This is a genomic window from Sinomonas halotolerans, from assembly GCF_039615075.1.
Lineage (GTDB): Bacteria > Actinomycetota > Actinomycetes > Actinomycetales > Micrococcaceae > Sinomonas > Sinomonas halotolerans.
The window spans coordinates 33,759-57,816 of the sequence record NZ_JBDFRB010000013.1; the positions used below are offsets into that span (position 1 = coordinate 33,759).

General features: G+C 72.4%; 25 protein-coding genes, 1 pseudogene and 1 riboswitch. Of the genes and pseudogenes, 8 read left to right on the forward strand and 18 right to left on the reverse strand.

The window, feature by feature from the left end:
- Positions 1-69: 69 nt before the first annotated feature.
- A complete protein-coding gene (locus tag ABCQ75_RS13075; protein ID WP_345885847.1) occupies positions 70-717 on the reverse strand; it encodes a trimeric intracellular cation channel family protein in 648 nt (215 codons plus the stop codon).
- Between the two features lie 32 nt (positions 718-749).
- Here ABCQ75_RS13075 and ABCQ75_RS13080 point away from each other — a divergent pair, with 32 nt between their 5' ends.
- Both ABCQ75_RS13080 and arfB read left to right on the forward strand, forming a co-directional pair.
- Positions 750-1,853, forward strand: a complete 1,104-nt coding sequence (locus tag ABCQ75_RS13080) for a glutamate--cysteine ligase (protein ID WP_345885849.1) — start codon at positions 750-752, stop codon at positions 1,851-1,853.
- An 86-nt stretch (positions 1,854-1,939) separates the two neighbouring features.
- On the forward strand, positions 1,940-2,395 hold the full coding sequence (gene arfB, locus ABCQ75_RS13085; protein ID WP_345885851.1) for an alternative ribosome rescue aminoacyl-tRNA hydrolase ArfB: 456 nt from the start codon (positions 1,940-1,942) through the stop codon (positions 2,393-2,395).
- 167 nt (positions 2,396-2,562) lie between these two features.
- On the opposite strand, the gene ABCQ75_RS13090 is transcribed toward arfB, so the two are convergent.
- The 8 genes from ABCQ75_RS13090 to ABCQ75_RS13125 form a co-directional block, all read right to left on the reverse strand.
- Positions 2,563-3,000: an SRPBCC family protein gene (locus tag ABCQ75_RS13090; protein WP_345885853.1), complete on the reverse strand. Its 438-nt coding sequence runs from the start codon at positions 2,998-3,000 to the stop codon at positions 2,563-2,565.
- Between the two features lie 5 nt (positions 3,001-3,005).
- Entirely contained in the window at positions 3,006-4,214 is a 1,209-nt protein-coding gene (locus tag ABCQ75_RS13095) for an O-succinylhomoserine sulfhydrylase (RefSeq protein ID WP_345885855.1), read from the reverse strand.
- 53 nt (positions 4,215-4,267) lie between these two features.
- Complete coding sequence (locus tag ABCQ75_RS13100) at positions 4,268-4,678, reverse strand: rhodanese-like domain-containing protein (RefSeq protein WP_345885857.1); 411 nt, start codon at positions 4,676-4,678, stop codon at positions 4,268-4,270.
- Entirely contained in the window at positions 4,675-4,989 is a 315-nt protein-coding gene (locus ABCQ75_RS13105; RefSeq protein WP_345885859.1) for a DUF1737 domain-containing protein, read from the reverse strand. The genes ABCQ75_RS13100 and ABCQ75_RS13105 overlap by 4 nt, the downstream gene beginning before the upstream one ends.
- Before the next feature lie 8 nt (positions 4,990-4,997).
- Positions 4,998-5,108, reverse strand: a riboswitch (SAM riboswitch).
- Between the two features lie 85 nt (positions 5,109-5,193).
- Positions 5,194-6,153 (reverse strand): glutaminase, encoded by a 960-nt coding sequence (locus ABCQ75_RS13110; protein ID WP_345885860.1) that lies wholly within the window; start codon positions 6,151-6,153, stop codon positions 5,194-5,196.
- On the reverse strand, positions 6,150-7,760 hold the full coding sequence (locus tag ABCQ75_RS13115; protein ID WP_345885862.1) for a PucR family transcriptional regulator: 1,611 nt from the start codon (positions 7,758-7,760) through the stop codon (positions 6,150-6,152). The genes ABCQ75_RS13110 and ABCQ75_RS13115 overlap by 4 nt, the downstream gene beginning before the upstream one ends.
- 202 nt (positions 7,761-7,962) lie before the next feature.
- Positions 7,963-8,460, reverse strand: a complete 498-nt coding sequence (locus ABCQ75_RS13120) for an SRPBCC family protein (RefSeq protein WP_345885864.1) — start codon at positions 8,458-8,460, stop codon at positions 7,963-7,965.
- Positions 8,457-8,852 carry an ArsR/SmtB family transcription factor gene (locus ABCQ75_RS13125; protein WP_345885866.1) on the reverse strand — a complete coding sequence of 132 codons (396 nt, stop codon included), beginning with the start codon at positions 8,850-8,852 and terminating at the stop codon, positions 8,457-8,459. The genes ABCQ75_RS13120 and ABCQ75_RS13125 overlap by 4 nt, the downstream gene beginning before the upstream one ends.
- Before the next feature lie 106 nt (positions 8,853-8,958).
- Between ABCQ75_RS13125 and ABCQ75_RS13130 the strand changes: the two genes are divergently transcribed.
- A complete protein-coding gene (locus ABCQ75_RS13130; RefSeq protein ID WP_427916102.1) occupies positions 8,959-10,254 on the forward strand; it encodes an NAD(P)/FAD-dependent oxidoreductase in 1,296 nt (431 codons plus the stop codon).
- A gap of 77 nt (positions 10,255-10,331) precedes the next feature.
- On the opposite strand, the gene ABCQ75_RS13135 is transcribed toward ABCQ75_RS13130, so the two are convergent.
- Both ABCQ75_RS13135 and ABCQ75_RS13140 read right to left on the reverse strand, forming a co-directional pair.
- On the reverse strand, positions 10,332-10,640 hold the full coding sequence (locus tag ABCQ75_RS13135) for a hypothetical protein (RefSeq protein WP_345885870.1): 309 nt from the start codon (positions 10,638-10,640) through the stop codon (positions 10,332-10,334).
- A 103-nt stretch (positions 10,641-10,743) separates the two neighbouring features.
- On the reverse strand, positions 10,744-11,670 hold the full coding sequence (locus tag ABCQ75_RS13140) for an aminodeoxychorismate lyase (protein WP_345885872.1): 927 nt from the start codon (positions 11,668-11,670) through the stop codon (positions 10,744-10,746).
- Between the two features lie 42 nt (positions 11,671-11,712).
- Here ABCQ75_RS13140 and cls point away from each other — a divergent pair, with 42 nt between their 5' ends.
- A complete protein-coding gene (gene cls, locus ABCQ75_RS13145) occupies positions 11,713-13,182 on the forward strand; it encodes a cardiolipin synthase (protein WP_345885874.1) in 1,470 nt (489 codons plus the stop codon).
- Positions 13,183-13,321: 139 nt separating this feature from the next.
- On the opposite strand, the gene ABCQ75_RS13150 is transcribed toward cls, so the two are convergent.
- The 6 genes from ABCQ75_RS13150 to ABCQ75_RS13175 form a co-directional block, all read right to left on the reverse strand.
- Complete coding sequence (locus ABCQ75_RS13150; protein ID WP_345885875.1) at positions 13,322-15,643, reverse strand: chorismate-binding protein; 2,322 nt, start codon at positions 15,641-15,643, stop codon at positions 13,322-13,324.
- Positions 15,644-15,646: 3 nt separating this feature from the next.
- On the reverse strand, positions 15,647-16,180 hold the full coding sequence (locus ABCQ75_RS13155; RefSeq protein ID WP_345885877.1) for a low molecular weight protein-tyrosine-phosphatase: 534 nt from the start codon (positions 16,178-16,180) through the stop codon (positions 15,647-15,649).
- 65 nt (positions 16,181-16,245) lie between these two features.
- Positions 16,246-16,866 carry a LysE family transporter gene (locus ABCQ75_RS13160; protein ID WP_345885879.1) on the reverse strand — a complete coding sequence of 207 codons (621 nt, stop codon included), beginning with the start codon at positions 16,864-16,866 and terminating at the stop codon, positions 16,246-16,248.
- A 24-nt stretch (positions 16,867-16,890) separates the two neighbouring features.
- Entirely contained in the window at positions 16,891-17,289 is a 399-nt protein-coding gene (locus tag ABCQ75_RS13165) for a type II toxin-antitoxin system VapC family toxin (RefSeq protein WP_345885883.1), read from the reverse strand.
- On the reverse strand, positions 17,238-17,501 hold the full coding sequence (locus ABCQ75_RS13170; RefSeq protein ID WP_345885885.1) for a type II toxin-antitoxin system Phd/YefM family antitoxin: 264 nt from the start codon (positions 17,499-17,501) through the stop codon (positions 17,238-17,240). Before ABCQ75_RS13170 ends, ABCQ75_RS13165 begins: the two co-directional genes overlap by 52 nt.
- Before the next feature lie 274 nt (positions 17,502-17,775).
- Positions 17,776-18,738: a methyltransferase domain-containing protein gene (locus tag ABCQ75_RS13175; protein WP_345885887.1), complete on the reverse strand. Its 963-nt coding sequence runs from the start codon at positions 18,736-18,738 to the stop codon at positions 17,776-17,778.
- A gap of 144 nt (positions 18,739-18,882) precedes the next feature.
- On the opposite strand from ABCQ75_RS13175, the gene ABCQ75_RS13180 reads away from it, so the two are divergent.
- Positions 18,883-19,278: a hypothetical protein gene (locus ABCQ75_RS13180; protein ID WP_345885888.1), complete on the forward strand. Its 396-nt coding sequence runs from the start codon at positions 18,883-18,885 to the stop codon at positions 19,276-19,278.
- Between the two features lie 161 nt (positions 19,279-19,439).
- On the opposite strand, the pseudogene ABCQ75_RS13185 reads toward ABCQ75_RS13180, so the two are convergent.
- Positions 19,440-19,649, reverse strand: a pseudogene (locus tag ABCQ75_RS13185) (hypothetical protein); the annotation flags it as partial.
- Positions 19,650-19,731: 82 nt separating this feature from the next.
- Between ABCQ75_RS13185 and ABCQ75_RS13190 the strand changes: the two are divergent.
- From ABCQ75_RS13190 to ABCQ75_RS13200, 3 genes are all read left to right on the forward strand, one after another.
- Positions 19,732-21,192, forward strand: coding sequence for an MFS transporter (locus tag ABCQ75_RS13190; RefSeq protein ID WP_345885890.1), 1,461 nt, complete (start codon positions 19,732-19,734; stop codon positions 21,190-21,192).
- Between the two features lie 169 nt (positions 21,193-21,361).
- On the forward strand, positions 21,362-23,221 hold the full coding sequence (gene dnaK / locus ABCQ75_RS13195; RefSeq protein WP_345885892.1) for a molecular chaperone DnaK: 1,860 nt from the start codon (positions 21,362-21,364) through the stop codon (positions 23,219-23,221).
- Between the two features lie 2 nt (positions 23,222-23,223).
- A complete protein-coding gene (locus ABCQ75_RS13200; protein ID WP_345885895.1) occupies positions 23,224-23,916 on the forward strand; it encodes a nucleotide exchange factor GrpE in 693 nt (230 codons plus the stop codon).
- Positions 23,917-24,058: the final 142 nt, after the last annotated feature.

The following is a 24,058-nucleotide window of genomic DNA, read 5'->3' on the forward strand; positions in this document are numbered from 1 at the left end:
GGGCGGGTGCCCGGCGTCGTCCCCCCGGCCGAGGCGCGCGCCACCCAGCCGGCGCACGACGCCGGCCGCTCACCCCGCAGGGGAGGGCTCGGTGTGGTCGGTCCCCGCCGCGGCGAGGGGGACGCGCCAGCGGAAGCGCAGCGCGAGCACGCGCAGCACGAACACGCCGAGCACCACCGCGGCCCCGGCGCCCGCCGAGTACACCCCGGCGGACCACAGCAGCGCCACGGCCGCCGCGCCGGCCATGGCGGGGAGCGCGTAGATGTCATGCCGGTTGAACAGCTGCGGGCGCACGTTCGCCACGGTGTCGCGGAGCACCCCGCCGCCGATCGCGGTCGTGGTGCCCAGCAGGGCGGCCGAGACCGGGTGCACCCCCACACTCAGCGCCGTGAGCGTGCCGGTGACGCAGAAGAGTGCCAGCCCGGCGGCGTCGAACGTCAGGAGCACCCGCCGGAGCCGCTGCACGGCAGGCATGAGGAAGAACACCACGGCCGCCGCGAGGACCGGCGGGGCCATGTACACGGGCTCGGCGAACGCGAGCGGCAGGCGGCCCAGGATCACGTCCCGGATCACACCGCCGCCGATCCCGGTGAGGGAGCCCAGCAGCACGGACCCCACGATGTCGAAGTGCTTCTGCGCGGCCGCGAGGCAGCCGGACACGGCGAAGGCGAAGACCCCCGTGAGGTCCACCACGAGCAGCCAGGGAACGGTGTCCATGCCACCACAGTAGGGGGTGGCAGAATGGCGCCATGCGGACATTCGGGGTCGAAGAGGAACTGCTCATTGTGGACCCCGAAAGCGGTGAACCGCTCCCGCTCGCGGAGCGCGTCCTCGCTGTGGCGGGCCGCCCGCGGGACATGGAGCGGGAGTTCAAGCTCGAGCAGGTGGAGATCCAGACCGAGCCGTCCCTCACCCAGCCCGAGCTCCTCGGGCAGCTCTACCGGGCCCGCACGAGCGTGGACCGCGCCGCCCGGCAGGTGGGCGCCCGCATCGCGGCCCTCGCCACGTCCCCGCTGAGCGCCGCCTCGCACCTGAGCCCGGGACCGCGCTTCGCGGCCATGGCGGAGGACTTCCGCATCACCTCCCAGGAGCAGCTCACGTGCGGGCTCCACGTGCACGTGGCCGTGGAGAGCGACGCCGAGGGCGTGGCCGTCCTGGACCGGATCCGCGAGTGGCTGCCCGTGCTCGTGGCGCTGAGCGCCAACTCGCCGTTCTGGCACGGGTCCAACACGGGCTACGCGAGCTTCCGCACCCAGGCGTGGAACCGCTGGCCCACCTCGGGGCCGCAGGAGCTGTTCGGCACGCCGGAGCAGTACCACGGGCTCGTGGCGGACATGGTGCAGACCGGGTCCATCCTGGACGAGGGCATGATCTACTTCGACGCCCGGCTCTCCAGGCACCACCCCACCGTCGAGGTGCGGGTGGCGGACGTGCCGCTGCGTGCCGCCGACTCTGCCCTGCTGGCCGTGCTCGTCCGGGGGCTCGTGGAGACCGCTGCGCGGGAGGCCGCCGAGGGCCGCCCGCCGCTCGGCACTCCGGCCGCGCTCCTGCGACTCGCGGCGTGGCGGGCCAGCCGGTCCGGGCTCAACGGGGGTCTGGTCCATCCCGTGAAGCAGGTCCCGGTTCCCGCGCACGACGCCGTGGGGGACCTCCTCGCGCACGTCGCCGAGGTGCTGCGCGAGTCGGGCGAGCTCCCGTCCGCCACCCGGGCGGTCGAGCAGCTCATGGCGCGCGGGACCGGGGAGCGCGAGCAGCGTGAGGCGGCCGTGGGCGGCGAGGCGCTGGCCGCCGTCGTGGCCGCCGCGGTCGAGGCGACCCAGTCCCACGACGGAGGCTGGGACCCCAGCGCCTGACCCGGGGTCACCTTCCTGCGACGCGGGGTCATTTCCCAGCGATGCGGGGTCACCTTGAGAAGCGGCCTGCCCGTCAGAATGGGAAGATGAACGAGCCCGGCGGAGACCTGCGCCTTCCACCGTCGCCCGGAGCGCCGCGAGGCGTGCTGATCCCCGCAGCGGAGCTTGTAGAGCGGTTCAGCCGCTCGAGTGGTCCCGGAGGCCAGGGCGTCAACACGACGGACAGCCGCGTCGAGCTGCTCTTCGACCCGGGCGCGAGCACGGCCTTCACCGATGTCCAGCGCGAGCGGGTTCTCAAGGCCCTCGCCGGCCGCCTCGTCGGAGGACGAGTAAGTCTCGTGGCGTCGGGAGAGCGATCACAGCTGCGCAACCGGCAATCAGTCCGCGAGCGGCTGGTCGCACTCCTCTCCGAAGCGCTCCTGCCGCCCGGGCCAGTCCGCCGGCCGACTCGCCCGACGCGCGGTTCCCAGGCCAGGCGCCTCGAGGCCAAGAAGCGGCGCAGCGAGACCAAGTCCGGTCGCCGCAATCCGCCCCGTGATTGATTCCGTGCGTGCCGCGTCCACGACGTTGGCCCCTCCTCGGGGACGGGACCCCTCAATCGAGGGGACGGGACCCCGCAATCGAGGGGACGGGACCCCGCAATCGAGGGGACGGGACCCCGCAATCGAGGGGACGGGACCCCGCAACGGGGTGGGGGGGAGGGGACGGGTCAGCGGAGGAGGGCGCGGAGCGCCCGTCCGTAGGCGAGCCGCGCGGCGGCAGCAGCGAGCCGCCCGAGGGGGCCGCCGAGCCGGCCGAGGGCGAAGTCCTGCTCCCAGCGGACGGACGAGCCGCCGTCGTGCGCCGAAACGGTGAGCCGGACCTCGCCCCGGATCACCTGCCCGCTCTTCACGATCCGGGCCCGCCCGGGCGCGCCGCTGGCAGGGGGAGCGACCTCGGCGACGGTCATGACATCGTCGAACCCGACGGGACCTACGGCTGTGCGCGCCACGAACCGGTGCCCGGGCCGGAGATCGCGGGCCCCGTCGGCGCCCTCGGTGAGGCGGGTCAGCGGGGCGACCCGGCCGTGGGCCCTCAGGTCGAGGACCCGGTCCCAGGCCTCGGCGGGCGGCAGCGGGGTGGTGAGCGTGATCCCGAAGCGGTGCACCTGGCTCAGCCTGCCACCGGGAGCGCGCGTCCCAGGTCCGCGATGAGGTCGCCCACGTCCTCGAGGCCCACCGAAAGCCGCACCACGCCGTCGCCCAGGCCGATCGCGGCCCGGCCCTCCGGCCCCATGGCGCGGTGCGTGGTCGTGGCGGGGTGGGTGATGAGGGACTTGGAGTCGCCGAGGTTGTTCGAGATGTCGATGACGCGCAGGCCGTTGAGCAGGCGGAACGCGGCGTCCTTGCCGTGGCCCTCGGGGGCCTCGAGCTCGAACGTGAGCACCGTGCCGCCGGCGCCCATCTGCTTGCGCGCGAGCTCGAACTGAGGGTGCGAGGGCAGGAGCGGATACTTGACCCACCGGATCCCCGGCTGCGCTTCGAGCCATTCCGCGATCGCGAGTGCGGAGGCGGATGCGTGCCGGACCCGCAGCCCCATCGTCTCGAGGCCCTTCGTGAGGACCCACGCGTTGAACGCCGAGAGCGCCGGGCCCGTGTGGCGCATGAGCTGCTTGACCGGCCCGTCGATGAACTCCTTGGGCCCGAGCACGGCGCCGCCGAGGACGCGCCCCTGCCCGTCGATGTGCTTGGTGCCCGAGTACACGACCACGTCCGCGCCGAAGTCGAGGCTCTTCTGCAGCAGCGGGGTGGCGAAGACATTGTCGACGACGACCGTCGCACCCGCCGCATGGGCCAGGTCCGCGACCGCGCGGATGTCCACGATCTCCTGCATCGGGTTGGACGGGGACTCGAAGAACACCGCCGTGGTAGGGACCGAGAGCGCCTCGGCCCACTGGTCCAGGTCCGGCCCGTCGACGAACACGGTCTCCACGCCCCAGCGCGGCAGGATCTCGTTTAGGATCACGAAGCACGAGCCGAACAGGCTCCGCGCCGCGACCACCCGGTCGCCGGCGGCGAGCAGCGCGGCGAGGGCCGTGAACACGGCGGACATCCCGGAGGCGGTGGCGAAGCACGCCTCGGCGCCCTCGATGAGGCGCAGCCGCTCCTGGAAGGTCGCGACGGACGGATTGCCGTACCGGGAGTAGACGAAGCGCTCGTCCTCGCCGGTGAAGGCGCGTTCGGCGGCCTCCGCGGACTCGTAGACGAACCCGGAGTTGAGGAACACCGCCTCGGAGGTCTCGTGGAAATCGGTGCGGAGGAGCCCTCCGCGCACGGCCTGGGTGTCCTGCCCCCAGCCGGCGGCGTCGATGCTGAAGTTCACTTGATCCTGACTGTCCTGCTCGTGGTCTTGCTCAGGGGCCTGCGGCCCCGTGCCTACTCCTGGCCCAGATTGGTGGGCAGCCCGCGGTTCTTCCACCCGTTCACAGTCCTCCGGCCGTCCGGGCCGGGGTGGCCCTCGAAGCCCTCGAGGAGGTTGTAGGCGGTGAACCCGAGGTTGGCCGCGACCTCGGCGGCCGCGGCGGAACGGGCCCCGGAGCGGCACAGGAAGATGAGGTCCGTGGAACCCGGCTCGGGGGCCTGGAGCTGGAGCTCCATGAGGAAGTCAGGGTTGGGGATCCCGCCGGCGAACACCCACGGGATGAAGAGGGGGTCGTTGTCCACGGAATGCGTGTCCGGGATGCCGATGTGGGCCCATTCCTCCTCGGTGCGCACGTCCACGAGCACGGCCCCGTCCTTGAGGCGCTGCCACGCCTGCTCCGGCGTGAGGTCGCCCGCGTAGCTCATGCGTGGCCCTCGCCCTCGTACTCGAGGCCCTCGACCGCGGAGGCCACGGCGGCGTCCGCGCGCGCGACCGCGTGCGGGAGGATCACGGCCTGCGCCACGATCACCTCGGAGCCGTTGAACGTGGCGGCGGGGGAGCCATGCAGGACGTAGCCTTCCGAGAGCGCCTGGGAGATGCGGGCACAGAACTCGCGCGTGTCCGGGCCCGTCAGGAGCCGGTACGCGAGCTTCTCCTCGCCGGGCGTGGAGGGGGCTGCCGGATCGTTGAGCGGGGTGTGCTCCGTGCCGGGCTGAGCGGTCGCGGTGTCAGTCATGGCGGGCTCCTTCGGGCTTGCTATCGAACGATCGAATGCCGAGTACTCACCTGAGGCACCCCGCCGCACGGAGGGTTGCCGGCCAGCAAGTCAGGGCTTCCGCGCTGGCACTCGTTACTCTCGGTCGAACGTAGCACGGGGCGCCGGGGCCAGCCATGGGAGCGCAGTAACGATTGGCAATACGCGGATGGGCAGGGAGGGACCTCAGAAGATGGACCAGCCGGTCCTCTCTGCGAGCTCCGCGAGGGCCGCGGCCCCGGCGATCGAATTCCCGTGCGCGTCGAGCCGCGGGCTCCACACGCAGACCGCGCAGACCCCCGGCACGATCGCGAGGATCCCGCCGCCCACGCCGCTCTTGCTCGGCAGCCCGACCCGGTAGGCGAACTCGCCCGCGGCGTCGTACATCCCGCAGGTGAGCATGACGGCGCCGAGCCGCTTCGCGACCGCGGGCGAGACGACCCGCCCGCCCGGCCCCACGCCGTCGTCCGCGAGGAACAGCCCCGCCCGGGCGACATCGGCGCAGGACATCTCGACCGAGCACTGGCGCACGTAGTGGTGCACGACGGCGTCCGCCGGGTTCCGCAGGTTGCCCAGGTCCGCGAGGAGGTGCGCGAGGGCGAGGTTGCGCCCGCTGCGGGCCAGCTCCGCGGCGAACGCGTCCTCGTTGACTGCGCCCCGGCCCGAGGGGGCGGCCAGGAGCCGGAGCACCTCGCCGCTCGCATCGCCGACGGCGTCGATGAGGTGGTCCGTGACGACGAGAGCGCCGGCATTGATGAAGGGGTTCCGGGGGATGCCCCGCTCGGCCTCGAGCTGCACGAGCGAATTGAAGGCCGTGCCGGAGGGCTCGCGGTGCACGCGGGACCAGAGGCCGCTGCCGCCGTCGTGCCCGAGCGCGAGGGCGAGGGAGAAGACCTTGGAGATGCTCTGGACCGAGAAGGGGACGGCGGCGTCCCCGGCCTCGAAGACCTCCCCCGAGGCCATGGCCACCGCGATGCCGAAGCGGGTGTGGTCGACCTCGGCAAGGTGCGGGATGGACCCGGGGACGGAGCCGAGGGCGCGTGTGGGCCGGTGCGCACGCACGAGGTCCTCGAGGAGGGCGCCGAGGCCGGGCCGTCCGGGGTCCGCCGTGCTGCGCGGGCGGGGCGGAACGGCGGTGGCCGTCACGAGCCCCCTCCCCTGAGCGCTCCGCGGGACCACAGGCCGAGGTGGAGCTGGGCGATGGCAGCGTGCGCGGGGTTGCCGAAGTCCAGGCGCGTGAGGCGCTCGGCCTTGGCCACCCGGTAGTAGACGGTGTTGCGGTGCACGCCCATGGCCCGGGCGCACGCGGCCACGTCCGCCGACGCCCCGAAGTACCCGGACAGCGTCCCGGCGAGCTCCGGGTCCCCGGTGAGGAGGTCCGTGAGGGCCCGGTGCCTGAAGCCCGAGGTGGCGAAGGCCGAGACGGCCTCGTGCAGGAGGACGTCCGTCTCGACGTCGTCGATCGCCGCGACCTGCGCGCCGGCACCCCGCAGGAGGGAGTCCATGACGGCCTCGGCCTCGGCGAGGGAGGCGTGCAGCGCGGTGAGGCTCGGGACGATCCGGCCGACGGCGACGAACGCCGTGACGCCCAAGTGCCTCTTCGCGTCGGCGGCCACGAGGCTCCCGAGGGAGCGCAGCGCGGCGGTGTCGGTGCGCGCGGCGAGGGCCGGGAGGACAGCCGCGGTGCGCCCGCCGTGCTGTCCGACGATTGCGGAGCCCTTGAAGGCGGCCGCGTGCAGCGCGACGAGGTCCGCGAGCTGGCCGTGGACGAGCTCGGCGTCCTCGGCCATGGCGTCGGCGGGGGAGACCCCGACGAGGAGGAGGCACGAGGGCGCGTCGTGCGCCACGCCGAGGGTCTTGGCGCACGCCAGCGCCTGCGCCGGCCCGGCCAGGAGGCGGTCGATGCGGTCGGCGTGCATCGTGACGGACTGCTGGTTCCGGTACCGGATCAGCTCCGACGCGGCGCGCCGCGCGGCGCCGGTGAGGGCGTAGGCGACGTTCTCGCCGAACCCAGCGCCGGTCTCCTGGAGCCAGATGTAGCCCATGATGCGCTCCCCGGCGAAGATGGCGATCGCGGCGCGCTCGCGCAGCCCCTGCTCCGGCCGGGCCGGCACGCGGACCACGCCGCGGGTCCGGTGCATCTCGCGGTACGCGCCGAGGTCCTTGAGCATGAGCTCGTACTCCCGCGGCCCGCGCCGGGTGAGGATCGAGGCCTTGCGGAGCTCGTCGATGTTGTTCGACAGGGTCGAGTACGCGAGCACGCGGTTGGCGGCGTCCTCGATCACGACGTGGCTCGAGGTGATCCTCGCGGTCGTCTGGGCCAGGGCGAACAGGTCCTCCTCGAGGAGGGCCATCGCCGCGGCCTGCGGTTCCGCGCCGTTGATCCGTCGCGCCGCGGCCGAGACGATCCGGTCCCACGGTGCCTCGGGGGCGACGAGAAGGAGCCCGACCCCGTGGGCGCGGCAGATGTCCTCGGCCTCCGCCGCCTGGTCCCCCTCGCCCTTGACCGCCACGGCGGCGGGGCCCGCCAGGGCTGCCCGCTCGATGGCCGGGACGGCGGCGCGCCCCCGCGCGCCGACGAGGCACACGAGCGCGGAGCCGACGCCGGGGTGCGCCCCGGGGACGCCTGCCAGGTCCGCCGCCTCGACGACGAGGACGCGGGCGATGTCCCGGTCCGCCTCCGCCGCGTCCAGCCTGAGCTGTGCCCATCCCGGCGGGAGGTCCGCGAGGATGCTCTTGATCGTGGAGCCCACTGCCTCTTCCTTGAAGCGCTTCCTGGCTCACTCGGAGCCACTGTGACCGCTCCATGGTAGGCGGGCGCCGGTCCCGCCCTGGTGGGTCGGGGCACAGGAAAGTGCCCCTCATCTTGGACCCGGGAACAAGGTAGGGAGCCCGTCTGCGGAGGGCGCACGACGGCGGGCGGGCACCCGCCGTCGTGCTCCTGGGGGCGAGGGGCTACTTCAGGGCCGGCTCCGCGAGGATCGCGTCGATCTGGCCCGTGGCCTCCCTGAGGCCCTCCTCCATGCCCATCTCGGCCATCCGCTGGAGCTGCTCGAGGCTGCGGAAGGTGGCGACCAGGGTCATGCGGGTCGTGCTGCCGGCCTCGTCGAGGGTCACCACGGTCGTGCTCGTGTCCTCGGGGTCCACGGGGGAGCCGTCCTCGTTGGCGAACCCGTCCAGGAACTCGAGGCGGTCCGGCGCCTCGACGCTCGTGACCTCCCACCAGCCGTAGCCGCGCTCGCCGTCGGGGCCCGTCATGTAGTAGTGCGAGCGGCCGCCGGGGACGAACTCGTGGCGCACGAACGTGGCCGGGTACCCGGGCGGGCCCCACCAGCGCTCGAGCTGGCGCGCGTCCTCCCAGACCTGCCACACCCGCTCGCGGCCGGCGGCGAACTCAGCGACGACCGTGAGGGTGAGGTTCTCGGTGTCCTTGCTGCTGCTGACGAAGGTCATGGCTGTGTGTCCTTCCCGGTGTCCTTGTCTTGCATGTCTGGAGGTGGTGCCTCTGGGCCCGGCCCGGAGAGAAGGTCCCCGATCCGGTCGATGCGCGCCCGCCAGAGCTCCTCGTAGGCGTCGAGGAGGCGGGCCGCGCGGCGCAGGGCCTCGGGGTTGGAGTGCACCACCTGCTCCCTCCCGCGCCGCTCCTTGGTGACGAGCAGGGCTCGCTCGAGCACCGCGACGTGCTTCTGCACGGCCGCGAAGCTCATGGCGTAGTTCCCCGCCAGCTCCGAGACCGACTGCTCCCGCAGCATCGAGCGGCGGAGGATGTCCCGCCGCGTCGCGTCGGCGAGCGCGCCGAAGATGCGGTCGACCTCTGGTTCGCGGAGCTGCTGATCTACAACCATTTGGTTGTACGTTAGGCCTGCCCGACCGTCCCGTCAAGGGGTGGCGATCCAACCGTTCCCCCGCCGCAGCGCAGCCGGTAGGGTGCGGCAGGTGGACGAGAACAGCATGGCCAAGGACAGCGCGGACCGCAGCGGCGCCGACAGCCACGGCCCCGACAGCCACAGCGCCGACGTGATCGTGGTCGGCGGCGGATTCGCGGGCGTGACCGCCGCGCGGGAGCTCGCGCGCAAGGGCGTCCGCGTCCTGCTGATCGACCGGAACCCCTACCACCAGTTCCAGCCCCTCCTGTACCAGGCGGCCACCGTGCAGCTCGGGGTCTCCGAGGTCGCACGCCCCCTGCGGGACATCTTCCGGGGCGAGCGGAAGGTGCGCGTCGTCGTGGCGGAGGTGACCGGCGTCGACCCCCGGGCCAAGACCGTCACCACGGCGGACGGCGGCACCTACTCGGCCGGGCACCTCGTCATCGCGGCCGGAGCGGAGGCGAACTTCTTCAACACTCCCGGCGCCGAGGAGAACGGCTTCCCGCTCTACTCCGTGGAGGACGCCGTCGACCTCGGCTCCGCGTTCGTCGCCGCCCTGGACGAGGCGGACCGGGGGGCGTACGACGGCGAGCTGCACGTCGTCGTGATCGGCGGCGGTCCCACGGGGGTCGAGACGGCGGGCGCCGTCGCGGAGACGATCAAGTACGTCATCCCCGACTACTTCTCGCCCGAGCTCGCCGGACGATGCCACGCGCACCTCGTGGACATGCTCCCCAACGTGCTCAACGCGTTCGCGGACAGGTCCAAGGAGTACGCGCAGCGCAACCTCGAGCGCATGGGCGTGCAGGTCCACCTCGGAGTGGGCGTCTCCGAGGTGACGCGGGAGAAGGTGGTGCTCGCGGACGGGACCGAGATCCCCGCCCGGATCACGGTCTGGGCCGGCGGCCTCAAGGCGAGCCCGCTCATCGCCGCAGCCGGGCTGCCGCAGGGCCGGGGCGGGCGCGTGGACGTCGACCCGGACCTCACCGTCCCGGGCTTCGAGGGCGTGTACGTGCTCGGCGACGCCGCGAACATGACCGACGCCCGCGGCGACAGGCTCCCGCAGCTCGGCTCGTGCGCCCAGCAGGCGGGCAAGTGGGCGGCGAGGAACATCCTCGCCGACCGCGCGGGCCGTCCGCGCGAGCCCTTCAAGTACGTGGACAAGGGCTACATGGCGATGGTGGGGCGGGGCTCGGCCGTTGCGGAGATCGGCCGGAAGCGGATGCTCATGACCGGGCCGCTCGCGTTCCTCGCGTGGCTCGGCGTGCACGTGGTGCTGCTCTCCGGCGGCCTGCAGAAGCTGCGCGCGCTCGTGAGCTGGCCCAGCGGGTTCATCTCCCACCGCCGCTCCTACGTGCTCCTTCCGCGCGAGCGCAGCTAGTCCGGCGGGCCGCTCCGGGGATCCTTCGCCGGGCGCCGGGCCATGCCGAGCGCCGGGCGCCGTCCCCTCGCTGCTGATCAGCTGCGGTCGGCGTCTCCGAAGCCCGTGTCCTCGTGGCCGTCGTCGTCCGGGATCCCCGCCGCGCCCGGAGCCGCGAGCGGGAGGCCGTGCCGCCGGGGCCTCTTGAGGGCGCCCGTGTGGAGCGCGGGGTGGGCCTCTCCGGGCTCGCCCGGAGGGTTGTCCCCATGCTCTGCCGGATCGCGGAGAGTGGCGAAGTCCTGGTTGTGCCCGTAGTGGGCGTCCTGCGCGTAGCCCTCGTCGAGCGGGGCATCCTCGTCGAGCGCGGGGAGTCCGGGGGGCGGCGTATCGCGATCACGGTGTTCCATATCGAAAACCTAGACGCCGCACACCGCGGCGCGCCAGCCGTCGCCCGTCCCGGGCGTTTCGCGCCGGCCGCAGACGGCCCCGCCCGCGCGGGGCCCCGCCGGCCTATGCGATCCGGTCGAAGAGCGCCGCGAGCTCGGCCGTGAGCGCCTTCGCGAGCTCGGGGTCCGTGCCCACGGGCTTCCCGTCGATCCGGTTCACGGGCGTGAGCAGCCGCACCGAGGAGATGAGCCACACGGCGTCGGCGTCGAAGAGGTCCTGCGGCTCGAGCGGCCCGTACCCGAGCTCCCACCCGGCGTCCTTCGCCGCGGCGAACAGCGCGCCCTGCGAGGTTCCCGGCAGGATCCCCGAGTCCAGCTGCGGGGTGACGAGCCTCTTGAAGGCGACCTGGCCGGCGTCGTCCGCCCCGGGTGCGCGCTCCGCATGGGCGACCAGCACCGTGGACGTGGGCCCCTCGAGGACCTTCCCGTCCGAGGAGGTGAAGATGACGTCGTCGGCGCCGTGCGCGTGGGCGTAGCGCAGCGCGGCCATGTTCACGGCATAGGAGAGCGTCTTCGCGCCGAGCAGGAGCCAGGGGGCGCGCTCGCCGAGGTCGGAGTCGTAGCCGCGGTCCAGGAGCACGACGTCGACCCCCTCCTCGCGCTGCCGCTTCGCCGCGGGCGCGGGCGCGCTCGCCGCGACCCAGCACGTGGCGGCGTGGGCGCCCTCCACCCCGCGCGTCGCGACGAGCTTGACCACCACCTCCTGCAGCGGCCCCACCGTGCGCTGGTACTCGTCCAGGGCCGTCACGACGGCGCGCTCCCACGCCTCGTGCTCGGGGACCTCGAGCTCGAGCAGCCGCGCGCTCGAGGCGAGCCGGCGCAGGTGCGCGGGGAGCTTGCGCACGTGACCGTCCATCACGAGGAGCGTCTCGAACACCCCGTCACCGCGCGTTGCCCCGAGGTCCGTGGCGAACAGCTGCGGCCTGGAGGCGTCCTCGATCCTGCCGTCCGGGTGCGCAGGGTCGAGGAACACGAGCACGGTGGAAGTCATGGGGACAGCCTAGACCGGGCGGGGCGGGCCTAGGCTGAGCCCATGCTCTTCCAGCTCCCGCTCGTGGGCCTGCTGCCCGACTGGGTCACGCTCGTCCTCGCGGTGGTGGACCTCGTGATCCGGATCGCCGTGCTCGGCATCATCCCCGGCAACAGGCGCCCCACCACGGCGATGGCGTGGCTCCTCGCGATCTTCTTCATCCCCACCGTGGGGCTCCTCCTCTTCCTCCTCTTCGGCAACTTCCGCCTCTCGCGGCGGCGGCGGGAGCAGCAGCTGCAGGTCAACGCGAGGGTGCGCGCGGCGCTTGCGGAGTCGCACGACGTCGTGACCTCCTTCCCGGGGCCCGAGTGGCTGCAGTCCGCGGCCGAGCTCAACCGGGGGCTCGGCGCGCTGCCGATGGTCAACGGCAACACCGTCCGGCTCATCCCCGAGTACGAGGACGCGCTCGCGGAGATGGCCGACGCCGTGCGCGGGGCCCAGCGGTTCGTCAACGCCGAGTTCTACATCGTCAGCTGGGACGAGACCACGGACGAGCTCTTCACGGCGCTCGCCGAGGCCGCCGAGCGGGGGGTGGAGGTCCGGCTCCTGTTCGACCACCTCGGCACGCTGCGCATCAACGGCTACCGGGACCTCAAGAAGAGGCTCAAGGCCACGAGGATCCAGTGGCGCCGCATGCTCCCGCTCCTTCCGGTGCACGGGCAGTGGCGCCGGGTGGACCTGCGCAACCACCGCAAGATCCTCGTGGTGGACGGCGAGGTGGCGTTCTCAGGTTCCCTCAACCTCGTGGAGCGCTCCTACCGGAACCCGCGCCACCGCCGCGTGGGGCGCCAATGGGTCGAGCTCATGGGCCGGTTCGAGGGGCCGGTCGTGACGACGCTCAACGTGGTCTTCGCCACGGACTGGCTCTCCGAGACGGACCAGCTGCTCGAGGAGCAGCTCGAGCCGGCCGACCACGAGGGGGACGCCCCCGCGCAGGTGGTTCCGAGCGGGCCGGCGTTCGCGAACGAGAACAACCTGCGCCTGTTCAACACTCTCATCTACTCTGCCCAGCACCGGCTCTCCATCTGCAGCCCCTACTTCGTCCCGGACGACTCGCTCCTGTACGCCGTGACGACCGCCGCCCAGCGCGGCGTGGACGTGGAGCTGTTCGTGTCCGAGCAGGGCGACCAGTTCCTCGTCCACCACGCCCAGCAGTCCTACTACGAGCAGCTCCTGGCCGCGGGCGTGAAGATCTACCGCTACCCCAAGCCGTACGTGCTGCACTCCAAGCACTTCACGGTGGACGACGACGTGGCCGTGCTCGGGTCCTCGAACATGGACATGCGCTCGTTCTCCCTGAACATGGAGGTCTCCCTCATGCTCCCCGGCGCGGGGATCGTGGCGCAGATGCGCGCCGTGGAGGACACCTACCGCCAGATCAGCGAGCCCCTGGACCTCGTGGCCTGGCGCGGCCGGTCCCTCGTGAGCCGGTACGTGGACAACGTGGCCCGGCTCACCGCTACCCTCCAGTAGCCCGACGAGGTGGGGGACTGGGCCGCCGAGGTGGGGGACTGGGCAGCCGAGATGGGGGTGTGGGCCGCCGAGAGGGGGGACTGGGCAGCCGAGATGGGGGTGTGGGCCGCCGAGGTGGGGGCGCACGACGACGGGCGGCTCAGTCGGGGAAGTCGGCTCCCAGCGCGCTGAGCACCCCGAACGCCTTCGTGCGGATCTCCTCGTACTCGTCCGCCGGGTCGGAGTCGGCCACGACGGCGCCGCCCACCCCGAGCGTGAGCCGCGTGCCGCCGTCGTGCGCCCCGCCCGTCTGCTCGCCAGGCGCCGCCTCAGCCGGACCCGCCATGACGAGGGTACGGATCACGACCGAGAGGTCTGCCGCCCCGGTGCGGGAGAAGTAGCCGATCGCGCCGGAGTACACGCCGCGCGGGCCCGCTTCGAGCCGGTCGAGGATGTCCATGGTGCTGATCTTCGGCGCGCCGGTCATGGAGCCGGGCGGGAACGCCGCCGCGACCGCCTCCGCGCGGGACGCGCCGGGCCGCAGCCGCGCGTCGATCGTGCTCACCAGCTGGTGCACGGTCGCATACGACTCCACCGCGAACAGCCGCGACACCCTCACCGAGCCCGGCACCGCATGGTGGCTGAGGTCATTGCGGAGCAGGTCGACGATCATGAGGTTCTCGGCGCGGTCCTTCGGGTTCGCGGCGAGTTCACGCACGACGGCGGCGTCCTCCTCCGTGCTCGCATCCGCCCGGCGGCGCCGGGTCCCCTTGATCGGCTCGGCGCGCAGGGACCCGTCCGCGGTGACGGCGAGGAAGCGCTCCGGCGAGGTGCTCGCGACGGCGAGCGGCCCGAAGCGCGCGAACGCCGCGAACGGGGCCGGGCTGCGGCGGCGCAGGGCGCGGTACGCGGCGAGGGGGTCTGCGCTGGGGACCGTGGCCTCGAGCGCAGTGGTGAGGCAGACCTCGTAGGTGTTTCCCTCGGCGATCTCGGCCTGGGATGCGCGGACCTTGTCCATGTACCCCGCCGCGGAGTCCCGGCTCGCGAAGGCCGGCCGCGCCCCCAGCCCGGTCCCCGCCGAGGTGGGGGTGTGGGCCGCCGAGGTGGGGGGCTGGACCGCCGAGGTGGGGGTGTGGGCCGCCGAGATGGGGGTGTGGGCCGCCGAGATGGGGGTGTGGGCCGCCGAGATCGGGGTCTCCTGTGAGCCTGCGACGATCGTGGCAGCGTCGTCGAGCCACTCGGAAGCGCCGGGCGCGTCGAGGGCCAGGAGCCATGCCTCGCCCTGACCATGGTCCAGGACCACGGCGCGTGAGGCGAAGACGAGCTGCGCGTCGGGCAGCCCCGGGTCCACGTCGTTGCCCCCGCACTCGCGCTTGAGCTCGTAGCCCAGGTACCCGAGCCAGCCCAGAGCGAATCCGCACTGGAGCCCGGGGACGGCTGCGGGGCCGTCCTGCACCCAGGCGGAGTCGAGCCAGCGGAAGAAGGGCGACTGGAAGCGGGCCGCAGCGGGCACCTCGGTACCGGGCCCGAAGACTACCTCGGTTGCGCCGCGCCGGTGGGCCATGCGCCGGCCGAGCTGCCCGCCGTCGTCCGCCATGATGCTGAAGCGGCTCCGGACCCCCATTTCGGCGGTCAGAACCCCCATTTCGCTGGCCAGGCCCCCCATCTCGCCGGTCAGGTCCCCCATTTCGCTGGACAGGCCCCCCATCTCGGCGTCGGATGAGTCGAGCCAGACGGCGTGCCCGGACGCGCCGAACAGGCCCGCGAACAGTTCCTCCGGGTTGGGACGGCAGGCAATCCGCCGTGCGAGAACCCCCACCGCCTCGCGCTCGGCACGCTCCGGAGCGAGGGCCTCCCGCAGCGCGGGCAGCTCTGCGAGTGCAGCGAGGACCCGTGGCGCGACGCCTTCGGGCCGCGGCCCACCGTGCCCGCCGCCCTCGCCGTCGGGCCCGCCAGCGCGAGGCCCTCCCACGGTCACATCCGCGGCGGCGGGGACGTCGTCCGCTGCGAGCCAGGCGTCCTCCTGCGCGGCCCACTGTTCCCAGAAGGGCGCGTACGTCTCGCCGTCCCGGGCGAGGGCACGCCGCTTGCGCTCCGCGGCGGGCGCCTCGACCCACACCACGGCGTCCGAGAACTCGCGCAGCGGGGCGGCGCCGGCACCGACGCCCTCGAGGATCACGACGTCCGCGGGCTCGCTCTCCCGCTCAGGCCCCTCGGCGCCGGCGGCCCAGTCCCACGGCCGCCAGCGCGCCGTCTCCCCCCGGCGCAGCGGTCCGAGGAGACGGGCAGCGCATGCGTCGATCCCGGCAGCAAGCCCGTCCCAGCCGGGGTAGACGTCCTCGAGGTGCAGGAGCGCAACGTTCCGATGGGCGCGAAGCGCTGCGGCCAGCTCTACCGCGAGGGAGGTCTTCCCCGCGCCTGAGCGGCCGTCGACGGCGATGACAGCCGGGGTGCGCGCGGAGCCGAAGTGCGTGGCTGCCACGTGTCAGGCGCTCGTGGGCTCGTGCTCGCGCCGTGCGAGCTCGCTGCGCACGTGCTCGATGACGCCGGGCACGGCGGCGGCGAGCAGCGTCCACGTGAGCTCGAAGTCGCGGTGGTCACCGAACCAGGGGTCTTCGATGCCCTGGTCCAGGTGGTCGAGATGTGCGACGGCGGGGTCGAACTCGCGCATCATGCGCACCTTGTGCTCGGTCCCGGCCGGTGCGTTCTCGCGGAGGTGGCCGTAGTGGTCCACGTCGAGGGCGAGGATGAGCTCGCGCTCGTGGTACCAGGCCGGGTCGAACTGGCGGGCGGCGTGCGTGGGGGCGGCGAGTCCGTGGAGCCCTAGGATGCGGGCGGCGCGGGGGTCGATGGGGCGGCCCACCTCGTAGTGGGTGGTCCCGGCGGAGTCGACCGCTGCGAACCCTTCGAAGCCGGCCTCGCGCAGCGCGTGCGCGATCATGGACTCGGCCATGGGCGAGCGGCAGATGTTCCCGGTGCAGACGGTGAGGATCCGGTATGTGCTCGCCGTCGGGTTCATGGGTCCAAGCATAGAGTCGGCCCCCGCTCGCCGCGGAATCACGCCGAAGCCCGGCCGGCCCGGCTTCAGCTGACCGCGAGGAGCACGCCCACGGCCGCGAACAGCACGCCGAAGACGCGGTTGAGCGCCCGCTGGCCCTTCTCGCTGCGGGTGAACCGCTGGAAGCTCTTGGCGGCGAGGGCGAAGAAGAACCACATGACGACGATGTCCACCACCACGATGGTTGCGCCGATGATCAGGTACTGGCTCCACAGCGGATGCTCGGGCTGCACGAAGCCGGGGATGAAGGCCAGGAAGAAGACGATGGCCTTCGGGTTGAGCAGGTTCACCCACAGGCCGCGCTGGAACATGGAGCGGCCGGACTCGTTCGCGAGGGCCGCTGCCGTGTCCTCGGAGAGGTCGGGGCGGCGCAGGAACTGCCGCACGCCCAGGTAGACGAGGTAGGCGGCGCCCAGATAGCGGATCACGTTGAAGGCGATCGGGGAGCTCGCCACGATCACACCGATTCCTGCGGCCACGATCGCCAGGTGGATGACCAGTGCGGCCTGCTGGCCGAGCACGCCCCAGAGCGCCCGGCGGAATCCGGCATTGAGCGAGTTGCTCATGGTGTTGATGGCGCCAGCGCCAGGGGTGAAGCTGATGAGCAGGCAGGCTCCGAGGAGGGTGGCCCAGAGGGAGATCGGCACCAGACAAGCGTAGGGCCCGTCGGCTCACCACAGCACCTCGAGGCCTTCGAGCCCGTCGAAGACCGGGTCCGCTGTGATCAGGGTGAAGCCCTCCACGAGGGCCTGTGCGGCGATCAGTCGGTCGAAGGGGTCTCGATGCTCCCACTCGAGCCCGCCGGCTTCGAGTGCGTGGACCCCGCTGATCGGCAGCTCCTCGGCGGTGAGCTCCAGAACATGCCTGCGGTAGCCGACGAAGAGCCCCTCGAGACCGGGAAGCCGGCCGGCGCGCCGCTTGTACGACAGCTCGTAGGCCGTCACCGCGGACGCAATGAGGATCGACTCCCAGGACTCGATGGCGTTCTTGGCCTTGCGGGAGAGCTTCCGGGGCTCGGTCAGTGCCCAGACGAGTGCGTGGGAGTCGAGGAGATAAGGGGGCCTTCCCATGGTGCGATGTCCTCCTCTCGCGGGGGCTCGAGGAAGTCTTCAGGCAGCGTCCCGTGCACGAACCCCAGGCGGCGCTTGTAGGGGCGCTCGATCCTGACGAGTCGGGCCACGGGTCGGCCGGCCTTGGCGATCACCACGTCCTCGCCCGCCTCGACCAGGTTGAGCAGCTCCGAGAGCCGCGTCTTGGCGTCCTGCACGTTGTACTGGCCCATGTTGACCAAGTCTACTTGGTCAACCTCGGCGGTGTATGGTTCCGGCCTCACGTAGCCGCTGGCGGTCCACGCGGGTTCGGATTGGGGGTAGTCGGGCGGGAATCTGCGCTGTCGGTCATCGAATGGGTCCATGCCCCGACGCTAGGGCGGGGCGGCCCCCGAGGTGCGTCCCCGCCGTCGTATGTGGACGACACGCCCGCGCGGATGCCTGTGGAGGAACAGCCAGCCCGTCATCGGCCTCGGCAGGCGTGCGTCCGTGCACGTCCGCATCCCCCTACGCCCGAGCGATGACCTCCCCGTTGGGGATGAGGAACCAGCCGTCCACAGAGGAGCCCCAGCGGTGCCAGCCGGCGGCGATCCGGTCCAGGTCCGCCTGCTCGGCGAAGCCGTACTCGAGCGCCTGCTCCGCGAACGCCGAGTGCAGCACCCGCTCGCCCCACACCCGCGCCTGCCAGACCCGCTGCTGCGGGGTCGCGTAGAGCCAGTTGCTGCTCGTGGGGGAGACGTCGGTGAAGCCTGCCTCCTGCATCCACGCCACGAGCCGCCGTCCGGCGTCCGGCTCCGCGCCGTTGTGCCGCGCAATGCGCTGGTACAGCTCCATCCATTCGTCCAGCTCCGGCAGCTGCGGGTACCAGCTCATGCCGTGGAAGTCGGCGTCCCGCACGGCCACGATCCCGCCGGGCTTGGCCACGCGGCGCATCTCCCGCAGCGCCGCCACGGGGTCGCTCAGGTGCTGGAGGACCTGGTGGGCGTGGACCACGTCGAAGGCCTCGTCGTCGAGCTCGAGGTCGTACACGTTGCCGACCGCGAACCGGACGTGGGGCAGGCCGCGCTCGGCGGCGAGGGCCCGGGCCTGCGCCACGATGTCCTCGGAGCGGTCGATCCCCAGCGCCTCGCCCGGCGCCACGAGCTCGGCCAGGTCGCACGTGATGCTGCCGGGACCGCACCCCACGTCCAGCACGGAGAGCCCCCGGGACAGGTGGGGGAGGAGGTACGCGGCGGAGTTCTGGGCGGTGCGGGAGGCGTGGGCGCGGACCACGCTCTCGTGGTGCCCGTGGGAGTAGACGTCGTGGAAGGCCGGCTGGCCGCCCGCCCCCGCTGTGCCCGCGGCGCCCGCTGTGCCCGCGGCGCCCGCCGCCCCTGCTGCGCCCAAAGCATCGACAGCGCCGGAGACGCCGGCCGCGCTCGGAGGGCCAGATGCGCTCGCGCCGGTGTCGGCGCCGTCGGGGCCGTTCATGGGACCACGGTAGGCGGCGCGTGTGAACTTGGCTACGAAAGGCCCCCTTCGGCGTCGTCCGCGTCGTCGCGGGGCGTACGCTGGAGGGCGGATCATATACGAAAAACGAGGGCAACGGTGCCCCGCGCCACGAAAGGAGCACCGATGTCCCTCATCGACAGCCGCCGCCCACGCACCCGCCGCCGCATGCACCTCGGCGAGGACATCCTCCTCGCGCGCCACGGCGGCCGCATCGCGCACCTCCGTCTGGACCGCCGCAGCAACTGCATGGTCGCCACGCTCGTGGACGGCACCACGGACTCGGCCTCGAACGTCCTCGCCCCCATCGCGCCCACCCCGGTGGAGCGCCTCCGCGCAACGGTGGAAGCGGTGCGCGCGGACACTGCCCCCGTGAGCCGCGCCGAGCTCCGCGCGCTCGCGAGGTTCTCCGCCGTGTGGCTCGTGGTCAGCGTCCTGCTCACCGCCGGCGTCGTGGCGCTCGCGGCCTCGGGCCAGGCACCGGAGCTCATGCAGATGGGCTACGGCTACCCCGCGTTCTGAGCGGGCAGCGGTCTTCCTCTGGCGTCCTCGCCCGGCGCCTTCCGGTGGCCTTCTCCAGGCGCACGACGGCGGGCCGGGGCTGTGTGCCCCCGGCCCGCCGTCTGCAGGTCCCGGCAGGGCTCAGCGGCGCTGGCCCGGGAGCCGGCCCAGCGCCCCCGGCGTCAGCTCGCTGCAGCCGAGTAGGCCGACTGGATCACGGAGCCCCAGTACGGGCCGTACATGACGTCCGAGCGGCTGCCGTAGCCGTAGGAGTTGACCGAGTTCTGGTACCCCTCCGAGCCCGTGCCGATGAACCACGGCCCGCCGGAGGAGCCGCCGGTCATGTCGCAGGAGATGCCCTGCGAGTTGAACTGCGGGTTGTACGGGTCGTTCTTGAGGCAAATTTCCATTCTTGTAAACATCCATTTCACATCCGTGGCGTAGTGCGGGGCGCCCCGTCGCTACCCTGTGACAGTGACCGCACCCTGGAACCCCCGCCTCGCGCTGCTCGTGGCCGCTGCGTACTTCATGGAGTTCCTGGACGGGACAGCCCTCGTCACCGCGCTGCCGGCGATAGGGGCCGACTTCGGTGTCGCGGCGGCGGACGCCGGCATCGCCATGACGGCCTACCTCGTCACGGTCGCCATGGGCATCCCGTTCGGCTCGTGGCTCGCCGAGAGGTTCGGGGCACGCGGTGTCTTCTGCTCGGCGATCGCCCTCTTCACCCTCGCCTCGCTCGCGTGCGCGCTGAGCCCCGGGCTCGCGGCCCTCACCGCCTTCCGCGCCGTCCAGGGCCTCGCGGGCGCGCTCATGGTCCCCGTGGGCAGCCTGCTCGTGCTCCGGGGCACGCCCAAGGACCAGCTGCTCAAGGCCACAGCATTCCTCGTGTGGCCTGCCCTCGCCGCGCCCGTCGTCGCGCCACTCGTGGGCGGCGCGCTCACGCAGTACCTCTCGTGGCACTGGATCTTCCTGGTCAACCTCCCCCTCGGTGCCGCCGCCTTCGTCGCGGCGCTCAGGATCGTCCCCAGCGGCGGTGCGGATCCGCTCCGGCGCCTCGACTGGCCCGGGCTCGCGCTCACGACGGCGGGAGTCGCCGCCGTCGTCATCGGCCTCGAGCTCCTCGGCCGCGGCGCGGGGGCAGGGGCAGGCCACGCGGACGCCGGCGGGCTGGGCGCCGCGGGAGGGGCGGCCGGCGAGGCCGCGGCGGGAGGCGCCCTCGTCGTCGTCGGCCTCGTCGCCCTGGCCGCCGCCGTGGCGTGGATGCGCCGCGCCACCGCACCGCTCTTCGACCTGACGGTGCTGCGCGTGCGCACCTTCCGCGCCACCCAGACGGGCGGGTTCGTCTACCGGCTCACCATCTCGGCCGTGCCGTTCATGCTCCCGCTCATGCTCCAGGACGGGTTCGGGTGGGACCCGGTGCGGGCCGGGGCCATGGTCGCGGCGGTGTTCGTCGGCAACATCGGCATCAAGCCTGCCACCACGCCGCTCATCCGCCGCTTCGGCTTCCGCCCCGTGCTCGTCTGGGCGGCGGCGGCCTCGGCCGGGACGTTCGTGCTCTGCGGCCTCGCGGATCCCGCGTGGCCGGACGCCGTGCTCTTCGGGGTCCTCCTCGCCTCCGGCGTCTTCCGCTCGGTCGGCTTCTCCGCGTACATGACGGTGCAGTACGCCGAGGTGGACGCTGCCCGGCTCCCGAGCGCCAACGCGGTGGCGAACACGCTCGTGCAGCTCGCGCACGCGCTCGGAGTGGCGGTGGGCGCGCTGCTCATCCGCGTGGCCGGGCAGGTGGCGCACGACGCCGGGTGGTCCGCGGGCGGGGACGGTGCGCTCGCGTACCGGGTCGCCTTCGTGGCGATCGCCGTGCTCATGCTCGCCTCGGTCGTGGACTCCCTGCGGCTCCCGCAGGATGCGGGCACGGAGGTCAGCGGCCGGCGCTGAGCCACGCCGGGCCAGGGCCGAGCCGGGGGCGAAGTTGAGCCGGGAGCGAACTTGAGCCGTGTCGACTCAGGTTGAGTTGACATGGAAAGGTCCGTGCGTAGACTTGAGCGCAGACCGCTCAACTTCTTGTTGGGCGACTGAGCCCGACCAGAACCAGCAGGAGGAACCTATGTCCCGTGCAGTAGGCATCGACCTCGGCACCACCAACTCCGTCGTCTCCGTCCTCGAGGGCGGCGAGCCGACCGTCATCGCCAACGCCGAGGGCGGCCGCACCACGCCGTCCGTCGTCGCGTTCTCCAAGACGGGCGAGGTCCTCGTCGGCGAGATCGCCAAGCGCCAGGCCGTCAACAACATCGAGCGCACCATCGCCTCGGTCAAGCGCCACATGGGCACCGACTGGTCCATCGCGATCGACGAGAAGAAGTACACGCCGCAGGAGATCTCCGCGCGCATCCTCATGAAGCTCAAGAACGACGCCGAGTCGTACCTGGGCGAGAAGGTCACCGACGCCGTCATCACCGTCCCGGCGTACTTCAACGACGCCGAGCGCCAGGCCACGAAGGAGGCCGGTGAGGTCGCGGGCCTCAACGTCCTGCGCATCGTCAACGAGCCCACCGCGGCCGCCCTCGCATACGGCCTCGACAAGGGCAAGGAGGACGAGCTCATCCTCGTCTTCGACCTCGGCGGCGGCACGTTCGACGTCTCCCTCCTCGAGGTGGGCAAGGACGACGACGGCTTCTCCACGATCCAGGTCCGCGCGACGGCCGGTGACAACCGCCTCGGCGGCGACGACTGGGACCAGCGGGTCGTCGACTACCTGCTCGGCCAGCTCAAGGCCAAGGGCATCGACCTCTCCAAGGACAAGATCGCCCTCCAGCGCCTCCGCGAGGCGGCCGAGCAGGCCAAGAAGGAGCTCTCGTCCTCGACGAGCACCAACATCTCCCTCCAGTACCTCTCCGTCACTCCTGACGGCCCGGTGCACCTCGACGAGGCGCTCTCCCGCGCCAAGTTCCAGGACCTCACGAAGGACCTCCTCGAGCGCACCAAGAAGCCTTTCCACGACGTGATCCAGGAGGCGGGGATCAAGCTCGCCGACATCCACCACGTCATCCTCGTGGGCGGCTCCACCCGCATGCCGGCGGTGTCCGAGCTCGTCAAGGAGCTCACCGGCGGCAAGGAGCCGAACAAGGGCGTGAACCCGGACGAGGTCGTCGCCGTCGGCGCCGCGCTCCAGGCCGGTGTCCTCAAGGGCGAGCGCAAGGACGTCCTCCTCATCGACGTCACCCCGCTCTCCCTCGGCATCGAGACCAAGGGCGGCGTGATGACCAAGCTCATCGAGCGCAACACGGCCATCCCGACCAAGCGGTCCGAGACCTTCACCACGGCTGACGACAACCAGCCGTCCGTGTCCATCCAGGTCTTCCAGGGCGAGCGCGAGTTCACCCGGGACAACAAGCCGCTGGGCACCTTCGAGCTCACCGGCATCGCCCCGGCCCCGCGCGGCGTTCCGCAGATCGAGGTCACCTTCGACATCGACGCGAACGGCATCGTCCACGTGTCCGCTAAGGACAAGGGCACCGGCAAGGAGCAGTCGATGACCATCTCGGGCGGCACCGCGCTGTCCAAGGAGGACATCGAGCGCATGGTGGCTGACGCCGAGGCGCACGCCGCCGAGGACAAGGCCCGCCGCGAGGCTGCCGACACGCGCAACGCCGCGGAGCAGCTCGCCTACTCGGTGGACAAGCTCATCGCGGACAACGCGGACAAGCTCCCCGAGGAGGTCAAGACCGAGGTCCAGGGCGACGTCGACGCGCTCAAGAAGGCTCTTGAGGGCACGGACGACGACGCTGTGAAGGCCGCCTACGAGAAGCTCCAGCAGTCCCAGACCAAGCTCGGCGAGGCCATCTACGCCTCGGCCCAGGCTCCCTCCGACGGCGCGCAGGCCGGCACGGCCGACGCCGGGGACAAGTCCGGGGCGGACGAGGACATCGTCGACGCCGAGATCGTGGACGAGGACGAGAAGAAGTAGCCATGGCCCCCCACCACGGAAACGAGCACGAGCACGAGCACGAGCGCCAGCGGGAAGCTGACTCCGACCGGCCCGAGCCCGTCATCCGGGACCACCGCAAGGTGGACCCCGTGACCGGGAAGGCGCGCCACGCCGAGGGCGAGGAGCGCCCGGCGGAGGGCGCGGAGCACCACGAGGACATCCGTCCCGTGGACGAGGCGCACGATTCCGGGGACGCGCTGGCCCAGGCGGAGCAGATCCTGAGCGAGGCCGCGGCGGGCGCCGAGGCAGCGGCGCACGATGCCGTCATCGCCGAGCTGCGCGAGGACCTGCTCCGCCTCCAGGCGGAGTACGTCAACTACCGGCGGCGGGTCGAGCGGGACCGTGCGGTCGCGGGGGAGGTCGCCGTGGTCGGCGTCCTGAACTCGCTGCTGCCGGTCCTGGACGACATCGACGCGGCACGCGCCCACGGCGACCTCGCCGAGGGGCCGTTCGCGGCGATCGCGTCCAAGCTCGAGCAGGCGCTCAAGGCCCACGGCCTCGAGAGGATCGGCGAGGCGGGCGTGGAGTTCGACCCGAACATCCACGAGGCCCTCATGCAGCAGCCGGGCGAGGGCATCCAGGTGGACACGGTCCAGCAGGTGCTCCGCAGCGGCTACCGCACGCAGGGGCGTGTGCTGCGCGCGGCCCAGGTCATCGTGGCCACCCCGCAGTAGCCGCCCCGTTCCGGGTACACATCAACCCGCCTTCTGGGCGTTTCGGGTACACCGGCCATCCCGCTGGTGTACCCGAAATGCCCAAAGACGGTCGGGATGTGTACCCGGAACAGTAGGAAACTTGAAGCAGTACCCGATCTTA

What these genes read in the sequence shown, in the direction of transcription:
- ABCQ75_RS13075 (WP_345885847.1), bottom strand. Translation starts at nt 717, where the DNA reads ATGGACACCGTTCCCTGGCTGCTCGTGGTGGACCTCACGGGGGTCTTC.
- ABCQ75_RS13080 (WP_345885849.1), top strand. Translation starts at nt 750, where the DNA reads ATGCGGACATTCGGGGTCGAAGAGGAACTGCTCATTGTGGACCCCGAA.
- arfB (WP_345885851.1), top strand. Translation starts at nt 1,940, where the DNA reads ATGAACGAGCCCGGCGGAGACCTGCGCCTTCCACCGTCGCCCGGAGCG.
- ABCQ75_RS13100 (WP_345885857.1), bottom strand. Translation starts at nt 4,678, where the DNA reads ATGAGCTACGCGGGCGACCTCACGCCGGAGCAGGCGTGGCAGCGCCTC.
- ABCQ75_RS13105 (WP_345885859.1), bottom strand. Translation starts at nt 4,989, where the DNA reads ATGACTGACACCGCGACCGCTCAGCCCGGCACGGAGCACACCCCGCTC.
- ABCQ75_RS13120 (WP_345885864.1), bottom strand. Translation starts at nt 8,460, where the DNA reads ATGACCTTCGTCAGCAGCAGCAAGGACACCGAGAACCTCACCCTCACG.
- ABCQ75_RS13125 (WP_345885866.1), bottom strand. Translation starts at nt 8,852, where the DNA reads ATGGTTGTAGATCAGCAGCTCCGCGAACCAGAGGTCGACCGCATCTTC.
- ABCQ75_RS13130 (WP_427916102.1), top strand. Translation starts at nt 8,959, where the DNA reads ATGGCCAAGGACAGCGCGGACCGCAGCGGCGCCGACAGCCACGGCCCC.
- ABCQ75_RS13135 (WP_345885870.1), bottom strand. Translation starts at nt 10,640, where the DNA reads ATGGAACACCGTGATCGCGATACGCCGCCCCCCGGACTCCCCGCGCTC.
- ABCQ75_RS13140 (WP_345885872.1), bottom strand. Translation starts at nt 11,670, where the DNA reads ATGACTTCCACCGTGCTCGTGTTCCTCGACCCTGCGCACCCGGACGGC.
- cls (WP_345885874.1), top strand. Translation starts at nt 11,713, where the DNA reads ATGCTCTTCCAGCTCCCGCTCGTGGGCCTGCTGCCCGACTGGGTCACG.
- ABCQ75_RS13155 (WP_345885877.1), bottom strand. Translation starts at nt 16,180, where the DNA reads ATGAACCCGACGGCGAGCACATACCGGATCCTCACCGTCTGCACCGGG.
- ABCQ75_RS13165 (WP_345885883.1), bottom strand. Translation starts at nt 17,289, where the DNA reads ATGGGAAGGCCCCCTTATCTCCTCGACTCCCACGCACTCGTCTGGGCA.
- ABCQ75_RS13170 (WP_345885885.1), bottom strand. Translation starts at nt 17,501, where the DNA reads ATGGGCCAGTACAACGTGCAGGACGCCAAGACGCGGCTCTCGGAGCTG.
- ABCQ75_RS13175 (WP_345885887.1), bottom strand. Translation starts at nt 18,738, where the DNA reads ATGAACGGCCCCGACGGCGCCGACACCGGCGCGAGCGCATCTGGCCCT.
- ABCQ75_RS13180 (WP_345885888.1), top strand. Translation starts at nt 18,883, where the DNA reads ATGTCCCTCATCGACAGCCGCCGCCCACGCACCCGCCGCCGCATGCAC.
- dnaK (WP_345885892.1), top strand. Translation starts at nt 21,362, where the DNA reads ATGTCCCGTGCAGTAGGCATCGACCTCGGCACCACCAACTCCGTCGTC.
- ABCQ75_RS13200 (WP_345885895.1), top strand. Translation starts at nt 23,224, where the DNA reads ATGGCCCCCCACCACGGAAACGAGCACGAGCACGAGCACGAGCGCCAG.